This is a genomic window from Pseudomonas sp. GW-45, assembly GCF_056896675.1.
Genome location: NZ_CM167674.1, coordinates 1,632,459 through 1,649,105, shown reverse-complemented (window position 1 = coordinate 1,649,105; position 16,647 = coordinate 1,632,459). Strand labels below are relative to the sequence as shown.

The 16,647-nt window shown below is 55.1% G+C and carries 14 protein-coding genes; 7 read left to right on the top strand and 7 right to left on the bottom strand.

The window, feature by feature from the left end:
- Nucleotides 1-41: 41 nt before the first annotated feature.
- The 5 genes from sigX to ppsA form a co-directional block, all read right to left on the bottom strand.
- Nucleotides 42-629: an RNA polymerase sigma factor SigX gene (gene sigX / locus AC1XYH_RS07485; protein ID WP_483325985.1), complete on the bottom strand. Its 588-nt coding sequence runs from the start codon at nt 627-629 to the stop codon at nt 42-44.
- Between the two features lie 39 nt (nt 630-668).
- Nucleotides 669-1,490, bottom strand: coding sequence for a mechanosensitive ion channel family protein (locus AC1XYH_RS07480; RefSeq protein WP_483325984.1), 822 nt, complete (start codon nt 1,488-1,490; stop codon nt 669-671).
- A gap of 9 nt (nt 1,491-1,499) precedes the next feature.
- Nucleotides 1,500-1,757, bottom strand: coding sequence for a CrfX protein (locus AC1XYH_RS07475; protein WP_483325983.1), 258 nt, complete (start codon nt 1,755-1,757; stop codon nt 1,500-1,502).
- A gap of 93 nt (nt 1,758-1,850) precedes the next feature.
- Nucleotides 1,851-2,336: a ribonuclease E activity regulator RraA gene (rraA, locus tag AC1XYH_RS07470; RefSeq protein ID WP_483325982.1), complete on the bottom strand. Its 486-nt coding sequence runs from the start codon at nt 2,334-2,336 to the stop codon at nt 1,851-1,853.
- 33 nt (nt 2,337-2,369) lie between these two features.
- The gene (ppsA, locus tag AC1XYH_RS07465; RefSeq protein ID WP_483325981.1) at nt 2,370-4,739 is read right to left on the bottom strand and encodes a phosphoenolpyruvate synthase; all 2,370 of its coding nucleotides are present in this window, start codon (nt 4,737-4,739) and stop codon (nt 2,370-2,372) included.
- Nucleotides 4,740-4,896: 157 nt separating this feature from the next.
- Here ppsA and ppsR point away from each other — a divergent pair, with 157 nt between their 5' ends.
- Nucleotides 4,897-5,715, top strand: a complete 819-nt coding sequence (ppsR, locus tag AC1XYH_RS07460) for a posphoenolpyruvate synthetase regulatory kinase/phosphorylase PpsR (RefSeq protein ID WP_483325980.1) — start codon at nt 4,897-4,899, stop codon at nt 5,713-5,715.
- Between the two features lie 28 nt (nt 5,716-5,743).
- Here ppsR and AC1XYH_RS07455 read toward each other — a convergent pair whose 3' ends face one another.
- Together AC1XYH_RS07455 and AC1XYH_RS07450 are read right to left on the bottom strand one after the other, a co-directional pair.
- Nucleotides 5,744-6,775, bottom strand: coding sequence for an AraC family transcriptional regulator (locus AC1XYH_RS07455; protein WP_483325979.1), 1,032 nt, complete (start codon nt 6,773-6,775; stop codon nt 5,744-5,746).
- Nucleotides 6,772-7,695, bottom strand: a complete 924-nt coding sequence (locus AC1XYH_RS07450) for a GGDEF domain-containing protein (RefSeq protein WP_483325978.1) — start codon at nt 7,693-7,695, stop codon at nt 6,772-6,774. The genes AC1XYH_RS07455 and AC1XYH_RS07450 overlap by 4 nt, the downstream gene beginning before the upstream one ends.
- Before the next feature lie 330 nt (nt 7,696-8,025).
- On the opposite strand from AC1XYH_RS07450, the gene AC1XYH_RS07445 reads away from it, so the two are divergent.
- From AC1XYH_RS07445 to AC1XYH_RS07420, 6 genes are all read left to right on the top strand, one after another.
- The gene (locus AC1XYH_RS07445) at nt 8,026-10,536 is read left to right on the top strand and encodes a TonB-dependent receptor (RefSeq protein WP_483325977.1); all 2,511 of its coding nucleotides are present in this window, start codon (nt 8,026-8,028) and stop codon (nt 10,534-10,536) included.
- Between the two features lie 55 nt (nt 10,537-10,591).
- Nucleotides 10,592-12,550 carry a phytase gene (locus AC1XYH_RS07440; protein WP_483325976.1) on the top strand — a complete coding sequence of 653 codons (1,959 nt, stop codon included), beginning with the start codon at nt 10,592-10,594 and terminating at the stop codon, nt 12,548-12,550.
- 83 nt (nt 12,551-12,633) lie between these two features.
- Nucleotides 12,634-13,317, top strand: coding sequence for a protein TolQ (gene tolQ, locus AC1XYH_RS07435; protein WP_483325975.1), 684 nt, complete (start codon nt 12,634-12,636; stop codon nt 13,315-13,317).
- Between the two features lie 5 nt (nt 13,318-13,322).
- A complete protein-coding gene (gene tolR, locus AC1XYH_RS07430) occupies nt 13,323-13,760 on the top strand; it encodes a protein TolR (protein ID WP_483325974.1) in 438 nt (145 codons plus the stop codon).
- A 9-nt stretch (nt 13,761-13,769) separates the two neighbouring features.
- The gene (locus tag AC1XYH_RS07425; RefSeq protein WP_483325973.1) at nt 13,770-14,600 is read left to right on the top strand and encodes an energy transducer TonB; all 831 of its coding nucleotides are present in this window, start codon (nt 13,770-13,772) and stop codon (nt 14,598-14,600) included.
- A complete protein-coding gene (locus tag AC1XYH_RS07420) occupies nt 14,597-16,570 on the top strand; it encodes a PhoX family protein (RefSeq protein ID WP_483325972.1) in 1,974 nt (657 codons plus the stop codon). Before AC1XYH_RS07425 ends, AC1XYH_RS07420 begins: the two co-directional genes overlap by 4 nt.
- Nucleotides 16,571-16,647: the final 77 nt, after the last annotated feature.

The window sequence follows — 16,647 nt, the reverse complement described above, 5'->3', positions numbered from 1 at the left end:
GCACGCAGTATAACTGAATTACGCTAATTACTATACAAGCCTTATATAAAAGGACTGTCAATCTGATTGCGCAATTTTTCTAAAGCACGCTTATAGCGCATTTTAGTCGCACTTAAACCCATGTGCATAATATCGGCAATTTCTTGGAACTCAAGTTCCGCAACAAAACGTAATACTAGGATTTCTCTATCGATCGGATTGACGTGAGCGAGCAATAAATTTAGCCCCTGGGACTCACCCACGGGCGCCTCAGGTTCGGACTCATCCTCTTGCCCATCCAGGCTTAAGGCCTCTAGCAAGCGCCTTTTACGCTTTTCTTTACGGTACTGAGTGATGCATTCATTATAGGTAATGCTGTAAAGCCAGGTCTTGAACTTTGCCTTCCCTTCAAATTGTTTCAAGCCATGTAAAACTTTCAGCATTACTTCCTGGCATACGTCATCCGCATCCCTTTCGTTGCCCAAATAGCGCGCACAGACGTTAAACAACGTGCGTTGATAGCGTCGCATGAGCTCTTCGTAAGCAAGCGTAACGTGAAGCAGTTCACCTTTTGCCACGGTAACTAGCTCTTCATCACTGAGCGTTACCGGGTCATAGCGGCGGCGAGGTTGCTGATTACGACTGGTCAAGGCTGGTCGGTCTTTGCTGAAAAACGGAGTTCGTCACGATCAACGCGACACTTTTTCGTTGACCAAGGTGCTATTGGCCAACGACACCATTTGACCATCATCAGTCAAAATTGAGGTTTTAATCGTACCGATTTCCTCAATGCTACCGACTAGGTCGCCGACCTTTATCCGGTCACCAACCTGATAAAGCTCACGTACATAAATGCCGGCAATGATCTGGCTTACCGTGTGACGACTTCCCAGCCCCAAAGCCAATGCAGCCGCCCCACCGAAAGTGATCAAAACGATACCAATCACCATGTTTAGCAGAGCTGTTTCTATTTGCAGTTGGCCGATGGCGAGCGAAACAGTAATGATAACCAAAAGGCCTTGTACAAACCGACCCAAGCCGCTGGCATACTCTACGCCCATGCTCTCTGCTGCGCCCCGTACCACCCCATTAACCAGGTGGGACAACAGCAAGCCGGCAAGTAGAATCAGTGCCGCTCCAAAGACCTTGGGCAGATAAAGCGTAAATACGTCGAGTGTTGAAGACACCCGCGCCAGCCCCAGCGACTCTGCGGCTGAGACTATAAAGGTCAACACCACAAACCAGTAAACCACCTTGCCTATGATGACCGACACCGGAGCGTTAATTCCGATGCGAGCCAGCATTTTGTTAACACCAGCTCCGCCCATCAAGCGATCAAGCCCCAGTTTCGCTAACCCCTTGCTCAAGACGGCATCAACTATTTTAGCGATAACAAAACCAAGCAGGATGATGAACAGCGCTGCTATGAGATCCGGCACAAAAGAGGCCACCTTGCTCCACAGGGTAGTCATCGCTGCTACGAAACTCTGACTCCAGACGTCAAATTCCATAATGCCCTCTTATTGATTGTCGTCTTTGGATGGGATGATCGCCGAGACGCGGCTGACTGGCTTGATATGCCGTGCGCCACGCGCACCACCCTCTGACAGCACCCAACCCCAACGGGTAAACAGGTTGATCAAATCAAACGCGCCGCCACGAATATGAGCTTTGTGTAGAACTCGGTCCAGACGGCGAACGTCACGATCAGCCTCAGCGCTTTCTGAAGGATCTTGCATGAGGTTACGCAAACGGCTTTCTAGAGGATCTTCAGACATGGTGGCTCCTGGCAAAAAAGCGAACTCTAGATATACCAAAGGGGAAGGCAACACAGCCTTCCCCTTTGATTTACCCATTACAGAATCTGTTGCTTATTCCGGCATGCGCAGCGCTTTGGGCGATACGATAATGCCGTTATTGTCAGCATAGACGTACTCACCTGGGCGGAAGGTCACACCGGCAAAGCTCACCACCACGTTGAGATCGCCAATACCACGCTTGTCGGTCTTCATCGGATGACTTGCCAGCGCCTGTATGCCCAACGGAGTCTGCGCCAGGACATCCACGTCCCGCACACAACCGTAAACGATGATACCTTCCCAACCGTTCTTGGCTGCTTTCTCTGCCAGCATATCGCCCAGCAGAGCACGACGGAACGACCCGCCGCCATCGACGACCATGACCTTGCCGGTACCATCATTGTCGACCTGCTCCTTCACGATGGAGTTGTCTTCATGGCACTTCACGGTGACGATTTCGCCACCGAAAGAATCATGACCACCGAAGTTGCTGAAAATAGGCTCAACAACATCGACGTCCGGGTAGGCATCGCACAGATCTGGCGTTACATAGTGCATTGCGTTCTCCTCGAAAACTGGGTTGCAATCGCGTTACTTGCCATTCTCGGCCAGGAAGAACCAGGTGTCCATGACCGAATCCGGGTTCAACGAAAGACTCTCAATACCCTGCTCCATCAGCCAACGCGCAAGATCGGGGTGATCCGAAGGTCCCTGACCACAAATACCAATGTATTTGCCTGCGTCACGACAAGCCGAGATCGCCATGCTCAAGAGTTTCTTGACCGCCGCATTACGCTCATCAAACAGGTGAGCAATGATGCCGGAGTCACGATCCAGGCCAAGAGTCAGCTGGGTCAGGTCGTTGGAGCCGATAGAGAAGCCGTCGAAATGCTCCAGGAATTCATCGGCCAGCAGCGCATTGGCGGGCAACTCGCACATCATGATCAGGCGCAAGCCATTTTCGCCACGCTTTAAGCCATTCTCGTCCAGCAGCTCGACAACCTGCTTGGCTTCGCCGACGGTGCGCACGAAGGGAATCATAATCTCGACGTTGGTCAGCCCCATCTCGTCGCGCACACGCTTCATCGCCCGGCATTCCAGCTCGAAGCAATCACGGAACGAGTCACTGATGTAGCGCGAGGCGCCCCGGAAACCCAGCATTGGGTTCTCTTCTTCCGGCTCGTATAAGCGGCCGCCGATCAGGTTTGCATACTCGTTGGACTTGAAGTCCGACATCCGCACGATAACCTTTTTCGGCCAGAATGCTGCCGCCAAGGTGCTGATACCTTCAACCAGTTTATCAACGTAGAAACCAACTGGATCGCCGTAACCGGCGATACGCTTCTGTACGCTGTCCTGGACATCACTAGGCAAGCTGTCGAAATTCAATAGCGCCTTGGGGTGAACACCAATCATGCGGTTGATGATGAACTCGAGACGCGCCAGACCTACGCCTTCGTTTGGTAGATTGGCAAAATCAAAAGCGCGATCAGGGTTGCCGACGTTCATCATGATCTTGAACGGGATCGGCGGCATCGCATCAACGCTGTTTTTCTTGATGTCGAATGACAGCTGGCCAGAGTAGATCAGGCCTGTGTCGCCTTCGGCACAAGATACGGTCACTTCCTGGCCTTCCTTCAACTCAGTGGTCGCGTTGCCGCAACCTACCACTGCCGGAATGCCTAATTCGCGCGCGATAATTGCAGCGTGGCAAGTACGACCGCCTCGGTTAGTCACGATAGCGCTAGCGCGCTTCATGACCGGCTCCCAGTCAGGGTCGGTCATGTCGGAAACCAACACATCGCCCGGCTGAACCTTATCCATTTCAGAGACGTCGTTGACGATACGCACAGGGCCAGAACCGATACGCTGGCCAATTGCACGCCCCTCAACCAATACAGTGCCCTTCTCTTTCAGCAGATAGCGTTCCATAACGTTGGCGGTGGTGCGGCTTTTAACGGTCTCGGGACGCGCCTGAACGATATACAACTGGTTATCATCGCCGTCTTTGGCCCACTCAATATCCATCGGGCGGCCATAATGCTGCTCGATGATCACCGCCTGCTTGGCTAGATTGGTGATCTCTTCGTCAGACAAGCAGAAACGGCTGCGGTCAGCCAGATCAACATCAACGGTCTTGACCGAACGACCCGCCTTGGCTTCGTCGCCGTAAATCATTTTGATCGCTTTGCTGCCCAGGTTACGGCGCAAAATTGACGGACGACCAGCGGCAAGCGTGGGCTTGTGCACGTAAAACTCATCAGGATTCACCGCACCCTGCACGACGGTTTCACCCAAGCCGTAAGCACCGGTAATAAAGACCACGTCGCGGAAACCCGATTCTGTATCCAGGGTAAATATGACGCCAGCAGTACCTGTTTCAGAACGCACCATGCGCTGCACGCCAGCAGACAGAGCAACCAGCTTGTGGTCAAAGCCCTGGTGTACGCGGTAAGAGATAGCGCGATCATTGAACAGCGATGCGAACACTTCCTTGGCGGCATAAATGACGTTATCAACGCCACGGATATTAAGGAATGTTTCCTGCTGGCCAGCAAACGACGCATCGGGCAGATCTTCTGCGGTAGCGGAAGACCGAACCGCAACGGCTAGATTAGGGTTGCCGTCGGAAAGCTTGGCGAATTCGTCGCGGATGGCCTTGTCGAGAGCAGGCGGAAAATCAGCTTCCATTACCCACTGACGGATCTGCGAGCCGGCTTGAGCCAAGGCGTTAACGTCATCTACATCAAGCTTATCCAGCACGGCATTAATGCGATCATTCAGGCCACTTTGCTGGAGAAACTCGCGGTAGGCATCTGCCGTGGTAGCAAAGCCACCGGGAACCGAGACACCGGCGTTAGCCAGGTTACTGATCATTTCGCCGAGGGATGCATTTTTGCCCCCGACCCGCTCTACATCGTCGACACCCAGGTGCTCGAAGGACACTACGTACTCTAACAAGGTGATCTCTCCGTCAATCAATGAATTAGTCGGCGACCGCAACGGGGACGACTGGTCTGCCCGTAACAAATGCGCCACAATGCCGTTTTTACGAGTGTGCCGGGCCTGAGCTCACAACCACGCTCTTCATGGAATACGACATCTTAAGGCTTCGCGAATGAAACGCACTGCTTTTTTCATTTCTGATGGCACCGGCATAACCGCCGAAACGCTTGGTCAAAGCCTGCTGGCTCAGTTCGAGAACATACAGTTCACCAAGCTGCTACGGCCCTACGTCGACACCGTTGAAAAAGCGCGAGACATGGTACAACAAATCAATGCCGCTGCCGAGAAGGATGCAGCACGGCCGATCATTTTTGATACCGTGGTCAACCATGACATTCGCCAGGAGCTGGCGAAGTCCAGTGGCTACATGATTGATATTTTCTCGACCTTTCTCGCTCCGCTTGAGCAAGAACTCGGTGACGGATCATCTTACTCCGTCGGCAAAACTCATTCGATTCAGCACAATACCCATTACAAAGACCGTATTGATGCGGTGCACTACGCCATGGATAACGACGATGGCGCCCGGACTCACCACTATAAGCAAGCTGACATCATCCTGGTTGGCGTATCGCGTTGCGGCAAAACGCCGACCTGTCTGTATATGGCATTGCAATACGGTATTCGGGCAGCAAACTACCCGCTGACCGAAGACGATATGGAAAGCCTGCAGCTGCCCAAAGCGTTGAAGGAGAACAAAGCCAAGCTCTTTGGTTTGACCATTGATGCCGAACGGCTCGCTGGCATTCGTAACGAACGCCGCCCCAACAGCCGCTATTCGAGCTTTGCCCAATGTGAGTTCGAGGTGCGGGAGGTAGAGAACCTCTTCCGTAAGGAAAATATTCCTTATATCAACTCCACGCATTTCTCAGTGGAAGAGATTTCAGCCAAAATCTTGATGCAGATGGGTATCGAGCGTCGCTTGAAGTAATCAATGCAATCTGATGATTTAAATGAATTTAGGCACCAAGCCATTGACGTAAATCATTAGGTGACCGACCTGTCAGGCGTTTGAGAAAGCGCCTGAAGTTGGTACGGTCATTGAAACGCAGATAACTGGCAACCGCTTCATTACTAAACCCACGGCATAAATACAAATCCACCGCAATCAATGTTCTGGCACGATCAAGCTGCGCCTGAAAGTGCGTACCCTCACGCTGCAAGCGACGTTTGAAGGTGGCAGTGCTCATGCCAAAATCCGCCGCAACCTGTTCCAGCCCAGCCAGCCGCGGCATATATTCGCAAAGGTAGTCGAACAAGCGGTCGGTCATACTTTCCTCTCCCGCCAGTTGCTCCTGTTGCTGCCTGCTTTGCTGTTCAGCAATCTGCCCTACGACTGCCGAAGCCTGCCTTACTCTGCCAGCCAAATGCTCGCGCGGTAGACACATGAAACTGGCCGGGCTTTGAAAGCGTAAGTGCTCCCCCAAGTGCACCCAATACTGTTCTATATAACTGGGTTCAGCGTATTCCAGATGGTAATGCCAAGGCAGATTTGGACCCGCTAACTGACGGGTGAGCGCGGTGACCGCGGCCATACTGGCCACAAGTAAAAACTGTCTGTTCTGGCCGGACTCAAAGCTGTCCAGCCAGTATAGGTAAAGCATCTGCTCGTCCATCCGCATCACGGGAGCACACAGTGGGCTTAGTAGCGTCTTGAAACGCTGCAAGTACTGCAAGGCCTGCAACAGAGTATCAGCGTGCAGCAGCACATTGCTGGTAGGACCATAGTGGCCGGGCAACAGCTGTTGGCCGAACAAAAAAGCGCTGTCGTCGGCCGCCAGCAATTGCTTACTGTTATCGATCAGTCGATGGAACTGCCGGGCACTAATGTAGGGTTCATTACTGAGCAGGTCATCGTAAAACAGCCCGGTACCCTTGAGTATGCGGTGGCTATCGATATCCCGGGATAGTGCCAGGTCAATTAGGCAGGCTGGCTGGCCGCGCGCGGCAATAAAGCGCGTTTCACGGTCAAGCCACGGGCGCGCACTCATGCACCCACTCGCTGCAGCTGTGGCGCCTGCTTTGCCCGCGCCATGACAACATTGATTCGTTTGAGCAGCGCATTTGCGTCCTCCTGTCTGGCCATCAGGGCTACCGTGGTAGCGCTAATTCGAAGACGCTCGCCCTGTCCCGCACTTTTCAACGCCAGGTGCGCGACTGAATCTTCAAGCTCCTTGGCCAGTGTCTGTGCCTGCGCCTCCAGGGTGGCCGGCAACAACACGATAAAACGGTCGCCCGCCAGACGGCACAGCAAATCATGGCTGCGCAGGTTAAGCAGTATCTGCTGGGTTACCAATTGCAGCACACGATCACCCTCGCGGTGGCCATGCGCGCGATTGATGGCACTGAACTCGTCAATATCCAGCATTACCAGCGACAGCGGCTCCTGGTTCAACTGCGCCGCAGGGAGCGCCTGCTCTAGCTGACGCCGAAAATAACCTGCATCGCCCAGCGGCGTTACCTTGTCGAAGTGCCGGTGCTCGCGAAAGTGCCTTTCGCGATTAATCATCTGTGCGCTGATCGCGAGCTGTTCACAATGCCAGTGATAGATACCCATAGTCAGCAACACAAAGCCCAGCGGCATGGGCGCCGATTCGAGCCAATGGTCCAGCAGCAGAGTGTCCGGCAGGGCGATGAACTCGTCCAGACTGTCCATCCACAGCGAAAAGAACAGGCAGGCAAGCCCTAGAAACAACAGATTAGTAACCCTGCCCGCTGGCCGCCCTTTGAGCAGCAGTCCGGCCCACACCAGAACCAGCAGCGCGGACCCGCCCTCCCCGGCAATATCCGTCCATGACCAGATTGCCAGCGGTTTGATGTCGCCAAGGCTCAGGTAAAGCAATGCGCCGCCGTTAGCGAGTAACAACAGGCTTAACAACTTGAATCGGTGGAGGGCAAACATGGTCGACATAGGCTGGGTATCCGGTTGCAATATGCAGGCAAGGACAGCAGAACAATATGACGATCAGGTTTCAGGCCACGGGTCATTTCAGCTCAGATCAAATGTACTGGTTTGCTCGCTTTATTGAGAAGAACCTAGCGCGGGCACCATAAAATCAGCCCTCGCGACCTTTCTTAGCCTTTAAAACGGGGTGCTAACAGCTCATTTATCACGGCTTTGATGGCAAATACCACGACACAGACCCTTACGGCCAAACACCGTCACAGAATAGACATAAAGCACGCTTAAGTTCTCTCCACATCAGGGCAAATGCCCGCTTGTCAGCAGAGGACTTTGTAGATGTTAGCCACCCATTCTTTGTGTCGTGCCGGTTTTCGCTGGAGCGCGCTGGCGTTGTCGATTACCACCGCCAGTTACGCCACCGCGCAAACGCAGCCCGAAATTGTCAACGTGATCGGTCAGGGCGCCCAGCTGCAACAGGCATTGGAAGAACAGCGTATGTCCGACAGCGTAGAGAGCGTGGTTCATGCCGATGCGATCGGCCAGCTACCCGACGATAACGCAGCCGAAGCTCTGCAACGCGTTCCAGGCGTATCGGTTGAACGTGATCAAGGCGAAGGTCGTTTCGTGCGTGTCCGTGGCCTGGGAGCTGATCTCAACTCAGTCACCATCAACGGCACCCTGGTCCCTGCACCGGAAGATGACCGCCGCGCGGTGGCCATGGATGTATTGCCGAGCGAGTTGATTCAGTCGCTGTCTGTGGTCAAGACGCTAACCCCGGACATGGACGCCAATTCGTTGGGCGGCACAGTTGAGGTCCAAAGCCTTTCCGGCTTTGACCACCCGGCCGCTTTCTACAGCCTGACAACCGAAGCCAGTTATGACGACAACACCGGTGACACCAGCCCGAAAGTGTCCGGTGCCGTCAGCAATCGCTTTAGCCTCGGTCAGGGAATAGACAATTTTGCAGTAGCGGCGGCGCTCAGCTGGGAAGACCGCAGCTTCGGATCCGACAACGTCGAAACCGGTGGCGCTTGGGACTTCGACGACCCCAGTGGCGCACGCTTGGAAGAGCTAGAGGAGCGTCGCTACGACATCAATCGCGAGCGCACTGGCGCCGGTCTCAACTTCGACTACCGGCCAGATGACGATACCGAACTGTATCTACGCACGCTGTATAGCCGTTATCAGGATAGTGAGACCCGCCAGGCTAACGTGATCGAATTCGCCGACGCGCAACTGCCCGGTGAACGTGGCGACGCTGAGGGCAGCCGTGAACTCAAGGATCGCTCAGAAACTCAGGAAGTGAAGAGTTTGGTCATCGGCGGAAAACGCCGCCTGGGTGACTGGACGCTGAGCAGCCAGTACGGCTACAGCGAAGCCAGTGAAGACAGCCCCCTGCATATTCCGGGAGCCAGCTTTGCGGGCAATGACGACTTTACCGATGCTGGCTACGACAGCAGCCGTAAACCCGATCTGCAGATCAACGATGCTTTTTATCAGGCCAGCAATTTCACGCTGGATGAAATTGAGCGCGAGAAACAGCTAACTACCGATACCGAGCAGAATATTCGCTTGGATCTCGCCCGTGACTACTTTTGGCAAGGGCTGCCGTCACAGCTCAAATTTGGCACCAAATTCAGCACTCGTACAAAAGACAATGACCTTGAGGTTTGGGCCTATGAAGATCTCGGCGATTACGGCTTTACCGATGCTCAGTTAAATATGGCTAATTTCATCGACGGTGACGGTAATCTCGGACCAGAAATCTCCGCCAGCGCACTTGAGCGCCTGATTGCCGGACTGGACGCGAACGATTTCTATGATGACGAGCAATCACGTATCAATGATTTCGAGATGCAAGAAAACATCAACGCTGCCTACATCATGAACACCATCGATATTGATGATCTGCGCATTATCGCTGGCCTGCGTTATGAGGGCACGAAGCTCAAGGCGGAAGGCACCGGGCTTAACGACGGCGCCTATGAAACAGTCAATGAACGCAATGACTATCATCACTGGCTGCCAGGTCTGCACGCGATCTATCAGCTAGGCAATAACAGTCAGTTGCGCGCGGCATGGACCAATACCGTGGTCAGACCTACCTTCGGGCAGCTGTTTCCCGGATTTGTCATTGACGGCGACGAGGCCGAATTCGGTAATCCTCAGCTTAAGGCGCTGGAGTCCAGCAACTTTGATCTGGGTATCGAGCATTACATGGGCAAGGCCGGTGCGGTATCTGCCTTTGTGTTCTACAAGGACATCGAAAACTTCGTTTACAACGCCAACCTGGCTGGCACTGCCCAGTACGCTGCCTTTGACGAAGCCTACACCTACGTGAATGGCGATGAAGCCAGCGTCTACGGCCTGGAGCTGGCTTACTCCCAGCAGTTCAGCTGGCTACCCTCCCCCTGGAATGGCCTGTTGATGAGCGCCAACGGCACTTTCAGCAAGTCCGACGCCGATATCGAGCAGCTCAATACTGATACCGCCAGCATGACCAAACGCAGCATCAGCCTGCCGGGCCAGTCAGACACCACCGGCAACCTGACCCTGGGCTGGGAAAACAGCAAGTTCGGTATGCGTGTCGCTGCCAACTATCAGTCCGACTACCTCAGCGAAGTAGGCGATGTGCTCGACAAGCGCTACGACTACCGCGTGGACGATCAGTTGTTTATCGACCTAAGCGCGCACTACTTCCTTACCGACAATTTACAGCTGTTTGCCGAAGCTCAAAACATTACCGACGAGAGATACTACGTCTACACCGGTGATCGCAGCTACAACGCGCAATACGAAGAGTATGGCCCTACCTACAAGATAGGCCTATCGCTGACCCACTTCTGATACCTCTGGGCGTGCGTCAGCGCGCCCGGTTAACCGAGTTGATGTGAGAATCTGAATGCGATTTACATTGCTGATCGCCGGCACCCTGCTGCCAGCCTGTTTTGCCCTGAGTGGTTGTTTCAATGATGAAGCGATCTCCGCTGAGAACCGTGACACCAGCGAGAAGGTGGTCGCTAGCGATACACAGCTGACGCCTTGGACCGCCCCGGAACTGCCTTCCGATCTGAACAGTTGGGTGTTACTGCCGGCCGGCAATAACGTTCCAGCGGATCGCGTCGCCGTAGGTACTTCGGGGCTCTGGTTGCTAGACGCTACCGGCAACCCCATAACCGAGCCGTACAGCGGTCGCTTTTCCGCGCTGGATACCCGGCCGTTGGGCAGCACATTGCTGAGCGCTACACTGGATGAGGAGCGCGATCAAACTCTGCTGTTAGGCTGGAATGTAGAACAACAGGTCTTTTCTGCGCCCAGCTGGCTGCCAGCGACCGACTATCCGGTTGAGAGCTTGTGCTTCTATCAAGACCCAAACGACTATCTGTACCTGTTCCTGATCGGTGAAGAAGGTAGCGGACAGCAATGGCTCGTCGCCGAGCAACAGCAATTGCTGACTAAGCCCCAACTGATGCGTGACCTGCATTTGCCCGTGGGCGCGCAATACTGCGCGGTTAACGACCAATTGCATACGCTCTTCATCAACGAGGAGGACGTTGGCATCTGGGCTTACCCTGCCAACCCGGAAACCAACGGCGAACGCCAAATTGTCGATCTAGTCGCACCCTATGGGCTCCTTCAGGACAGCGCCCAGGGCCTCGCCGCCAGTTCCGATGGCGTGCTAGCACTGAATGGCAATGCAAGCCTGCACCGATATCACATAGAAGCCGAAGGCTGGCAGGCAGGCGCCCCATTGGCACTGCCGCCACTGCGCGACGCCGAACGCGTATTCTCACGCCAGTCCTCCGCATCCACTGAAGTCTTGCTGGCCGACGCTGCCGACCAGCAGCTCTATCAGGCCAAAGTCCCCCAGGCTGCTTTGCCGGTAGCCGCACCGCCTATCGTAGAAATACCTGCGCAGGCTCAGACCGACTCGGTACCCCACGGCGGCGACGCGGCCGATGATCCAGCCATCTGGGTCAATCCCAGCGATGCCAGCCAGTCGCGCATTCTCGGAACCGACAAACGTGGCGGGCTAGGCGTCTACGATCTGCAAGGAAAGCAGCTGCAGTACCTGCCGGTCGGTCGCATTAACAACGTCGATTTGCGTAGCGGATTTACTCTTGGCGAGCAGCAAATAGATCTGGCCGTCGCCAGCAATCGGGATAGCAACAGCCTGGAGCTGTTCGCCATCGACCCGCAAACCAGCAAGGTAAGTAGCTTGGGGCGCATTCCCTTGCCGCTGTCCGATATCTACGGCCTGTGCATGGCCAAAGGGCCGCAAGGCGATATCTACGCCATTGCAAACGACAAGAGCGGCCGATTTTTGCAATACCGGCTGCAAGCAGAGAACGGTGAAGTCACCGGCGCGTTGGTTCGCGAGTTCAGTACCCAAACCCAGCCAGAAGGCTGCGTTGCGGATGATGCGCGTCAGCGTCTGTTCATTGGCGAAGAAGGTGTTGCCGTTTGGACCCTCGGCACCGATCCCAACCAACCGGGCGAGCTGAGTGAAGTGATTCGCGCTGAAGGCCCGCTGCATGCAGATGTTGAGGGCATGGCCATCTATCAGGCCGAAAAACCCTATTTGGTGATTTCCAGCCAGGGTAACGACAGCTACTTAGTACTGGACGCCGAACCGCCCTATCAGCTTCGCGGCGTTTTTCGAGTGGGCATCAATACCGCTGCTGGTATAGACGGTGTGTCTGAAACCGACGGTCTGGAGGTCAGTTCTGCCAACTTCGGCAGCGTATTTCCACGCGGCATGCTGGTGGTGCAGGACGGCCGCAAGCGCATGCCGCAGGGTAATCAGAACTTCAAGCTGGTGTCCTGGGAGCAAATAGCCAAGGCGCTGAATTTGCCCTGACAGCCGCTACGTCATCAAACCGAAATCTTGTTGTCATCCAATAGACAGGCGGGAGCTAGCTCAGGCCCGCCAGCGAGGAAAGCATGCCATCCACGAATGAAACACACACTATTTGGTCACTGGTGCTTGAAGCCAGTCTGCTAGTCAAAGGCGTTATGTTGATATTGCTGCTGGCCTCTGTGGCCACCTGGTTCCTGATTGCCCAGCGCAGCAACCTGTTTAATCATGCCAAGCGCGCCATCAAGTCATTTGAAGATCAGTTCTGGTCCGGCAAGGATCTGAGCCAGCTGTACAACACCAGCCAGGATCACGCGGGCGTCGAGCAAATCTTTCGTGCCGGTTATAGCGAATTCGCGCAGCTCAACCAGCACAATCGCAGCGAACCGGAAGCTGTTATGCAAGGCGTAGAGCGCGCCATGCGTGTGGCCATTGCTAGAGAGGAAGAGCGCCTTGAACAGCACTTGCCGTTTCTCGCTACCGTGGGTTCGGTAAGCCCCTACGTAGGCCTGTTTGGCACGGTGTGGGGCATCATGAACTCGTTCATCGGTCTTTCGCAGGTACAACAGGCTACCTTGGCGACTGTCGCACCGGGCATCGCTGAAGCGCTGATCGCCACAGCCATCGGGTTGTTTGCTGCGATTCCGGCCGTAGTCGCTTACAACAGGTTCAGCACTCGCAGCGAGCATCTGCTCGATCAGTACTACAATTTTGCTGAAGAATTCAGCGCCATTCTGCACCGCCGCGTGCACAACCGCGCGGCGGGGTAACTCAGATGCGCCCTCCCCGCCAGAAACGCAAACCCAAGGCTGAAATGAATGTGGTGCCCTACATCGATGTGATGCTGGTGCTGCTGGTGATATTCATGGTGACCGCACCCATGCTCACCCAGGGTGTACAGATCGATCTACCCAAGGTCGCTAGCGAAACGCTGAACAATGAAGATCCATCAATAGTCACCCTCTCCATCGACAACGCCGGTAGCTACCACTGGAACCAGGGCAGTCACGTACAAACCGATAGCTACGAATACAGCGCCAACGCACTGGAAGAACTGACAACCCAACTCGCCCGTATTTTACAGCAGCAACCAGAGACCCAAGTGATGATCCGCGCCGACGCCGGCGTGGATTACGGCAAGGTAGTCAGCGGCATGGCAGCGTTACAACAAGCCGGCGTGACCAGCCTTGGCCTGATCACTGAATCGCCATGAGGGAGCGCAATGTCGAGCGATAACAGTCTGAACGACACCTTGAACGCGGCCGAGCGGTCAGTGCCCTCCAGCCCACGCGTTTGGCTCATGCCGTTAAGCGCGACGCTGTTACTGCACGCTGGCGCTGCCGGCCTTATCTACCTGGGCTGGCAGCCAGCACCGCCACCTGCACCGGAGGCCAGTCGTAGTATCAAGACGCAGCTAGTAATGATGCCCGCCCAAGCCGCTCCCACACCTGAGCCAACGCCCATAGTCGAATCGACGCCCGAACCCGTTCCCGTTAAACCGTTGCCGGAGCCCGTCGTACAAACACCGGCGGTACCCAGACCTGCACCTAAACCTACACCACAAGTTAGCAAACCCGATCTCGCCGCTATCGCACGCAAGGAGCGTGAGCAGCAACAACGGGAGGTGACGCAGCAGCGGGAAGATCAGCGAGCTGCTGCCGAAGCACAACAGGTCGCGCAGCAGGCAAGGCAACGCGCAGCAGAGCAGATGGCCGAACAACAGCGTGCGCAGCTAGCGGCCGCAGCTGCAGAAAAAGCAGAGATCCGCAGCTACGCACCCATTAACAAGTCCGCTCCCGACTATCCCAGACGCGCGCTAAGTCGCCAGCTGGAAGGTGATTGCACAGTAGAGTACACGGTGCTCCAGAATGGTCAGGTGAAGGACCCTCGAATAGTGCCCGGCGCTTGTGAAGAACAAATATTCGTTCGCCCTTCGCTCGCAGCAGCCAAAGACTTTATCTATAAACCCCGCATGATCAACGGGCAGGCGGTATCCGTACCAGGCGTGCGCAACACCTTCCGTTACCGCATGGAAACAGTGAGCAGACCATGAAACAGAATCAGTCCTTCCACGATGCACTGGAATCGTTGGACGATAAAAGCATCAATACCTCACGGCAACCAAGTCTTAACCAGTTGGTTAATGAGGGGCGGAGAAATCTGCTTAAGGGGGGCGCCGCACTCGCCATAAGCAGCCTCTTCCCCTCGTTATTCAGCCCTTTAGCGCATGCGATATCAGCTAATATAGAAAGAAATTCTCTTATTAATTTTCAATCAGTTGAAGCGGTAACCTCATCTGATTTCGACATTGTGAGCGTACCGCCAGGCTATCGTGCCCAAGCCTTTTTCAGCTGGGGTGATTCGGTCATGCCGGGCGCGCCTGCCTGGCGCGAAGATGCCAGCAATACCTGGCAAGACCAACTGCTGCAGGCCGGCGATAACAATGACGGCATGCACTTCTTCCCGTTTGCCGAAGCACCCAATGAACGTGGTCTGTTAGTTGTAAACCACGAATATGTGAACCCTACGTTGCACCCAGAAGGCATGCTGTTTACTGACAATCCAGATGGCAGTCGCACACGTCCGGCGGATCAGGTTCGCAAGGAACTGGCAGCGCACGGCCTCAGCGTGATCGAAATACATAAGAATGCCGATGGTCAGTGGCAACGCGTGACGGATTCCGGCTTCAATCGTCGTATTACCGGATTCAGTCCATTCAGGATCAGCGGGCCGTTAGCCGGTGACCCGCGTATGAAAACCGCAAGCGATCCCGAAGGCGATGAAATACTCGGCACCCTGAACAACTGTTCGATGGGCGTCACGCCATGGGGCACTTATTTGGCCTGTGAGGAGAACTTTCACAATTACTTCGTCAACCGAGACAAGAAAGATTACGCCAACAGACCAGAACACAAGCGCTATGGCATAGGGCTGGGAGGCAGCAGTCGTTATTACGCATGGGAGTCGACAGAGCCGCGATTCGACGCCACACCGGATCCCAGCCAAGCGCACGATGGGCATGTCAACGAGCCCAATCGGTTTGGCTGGGTAGTTGAACTCGACCCCTTCGCGCCTGAAAAATCCCCCGTCAAGCGCACTGCCATGGGTCGCTTGGGTCGCGAATGTGCGGTCTGTTCCTTGGGTGACGACGGACGCATGGCGTTTTACTCAGGCGACGACGCGCGCGGCGAATACTTGTACAAGTTTGTCCCGGACCAGGCCTATCGTCCAACAGACCAAGCACACAACCAGAACCTGCTAGACAGCGGCACCCTCTACGCCGCCCGCTTTATGGCCGATGGCTCGGGGCGCTGGCTGCCACTGCGGTTCGGCGATCCAGGGCTAACGCCTGCAGAGGGTTTTGCAGACGCGCAAGCCGTGCTGCTTAACTCCCGCGGTGCAGCCGATGCGGTTGGCGCAACGCCTATGGACCGTCCTGAATGGGTCGCAGTACACCCGCATACCCGAGAGGCCTACGTCACCCTGACCAACAATACGGATCGCGGCAAGCAGCAGCCGGTTGATGCCGCCAACCCACGTGAGCAAAACCTGCATGGACAGATTTTGCGCTGGCGTGAAGCCAGACGCGACCCAACTGCTGTCGAATTTGAGTGGGATATTTTCGTTCTCGCGGGCGAACGCCAGGATGCTGACCACAGCATTCCGGCTAACCGCGTCGGCACTATCAAAGGCGACCTGTTTTCATCCCCTGACGGCCTCGCATTCGACAGCGCCGGGCGCTTGTGGATACTCACCGACGCAGATGAAACCGCGCCCTACATGAACAAAATCGGCTCCAATCAGATGCTGTGCGCTGACCCGATCAGTCGCGAGGTACGCCGCTTTCTGGTCGGTCCTTGGGGTGCCGAAATTACCGGTATCACCTGGTCGCCAGATGAAAAAGCCATTTGGGTTAATGTGCAGCATCCGGGCATCAGTTATCCAGCCAGTGACGGGCACTCACGGCCGCGCTCAACCACGGTGCTGATAACCCGAGAGGATGGTGGCGTGATTGGTAGCTGAATAGGGCGAATGAACAAAACCAGTGCCACGGGGTCTCACATTCAGTGACGTTTATTAATCAACAAAAGGACTCTATG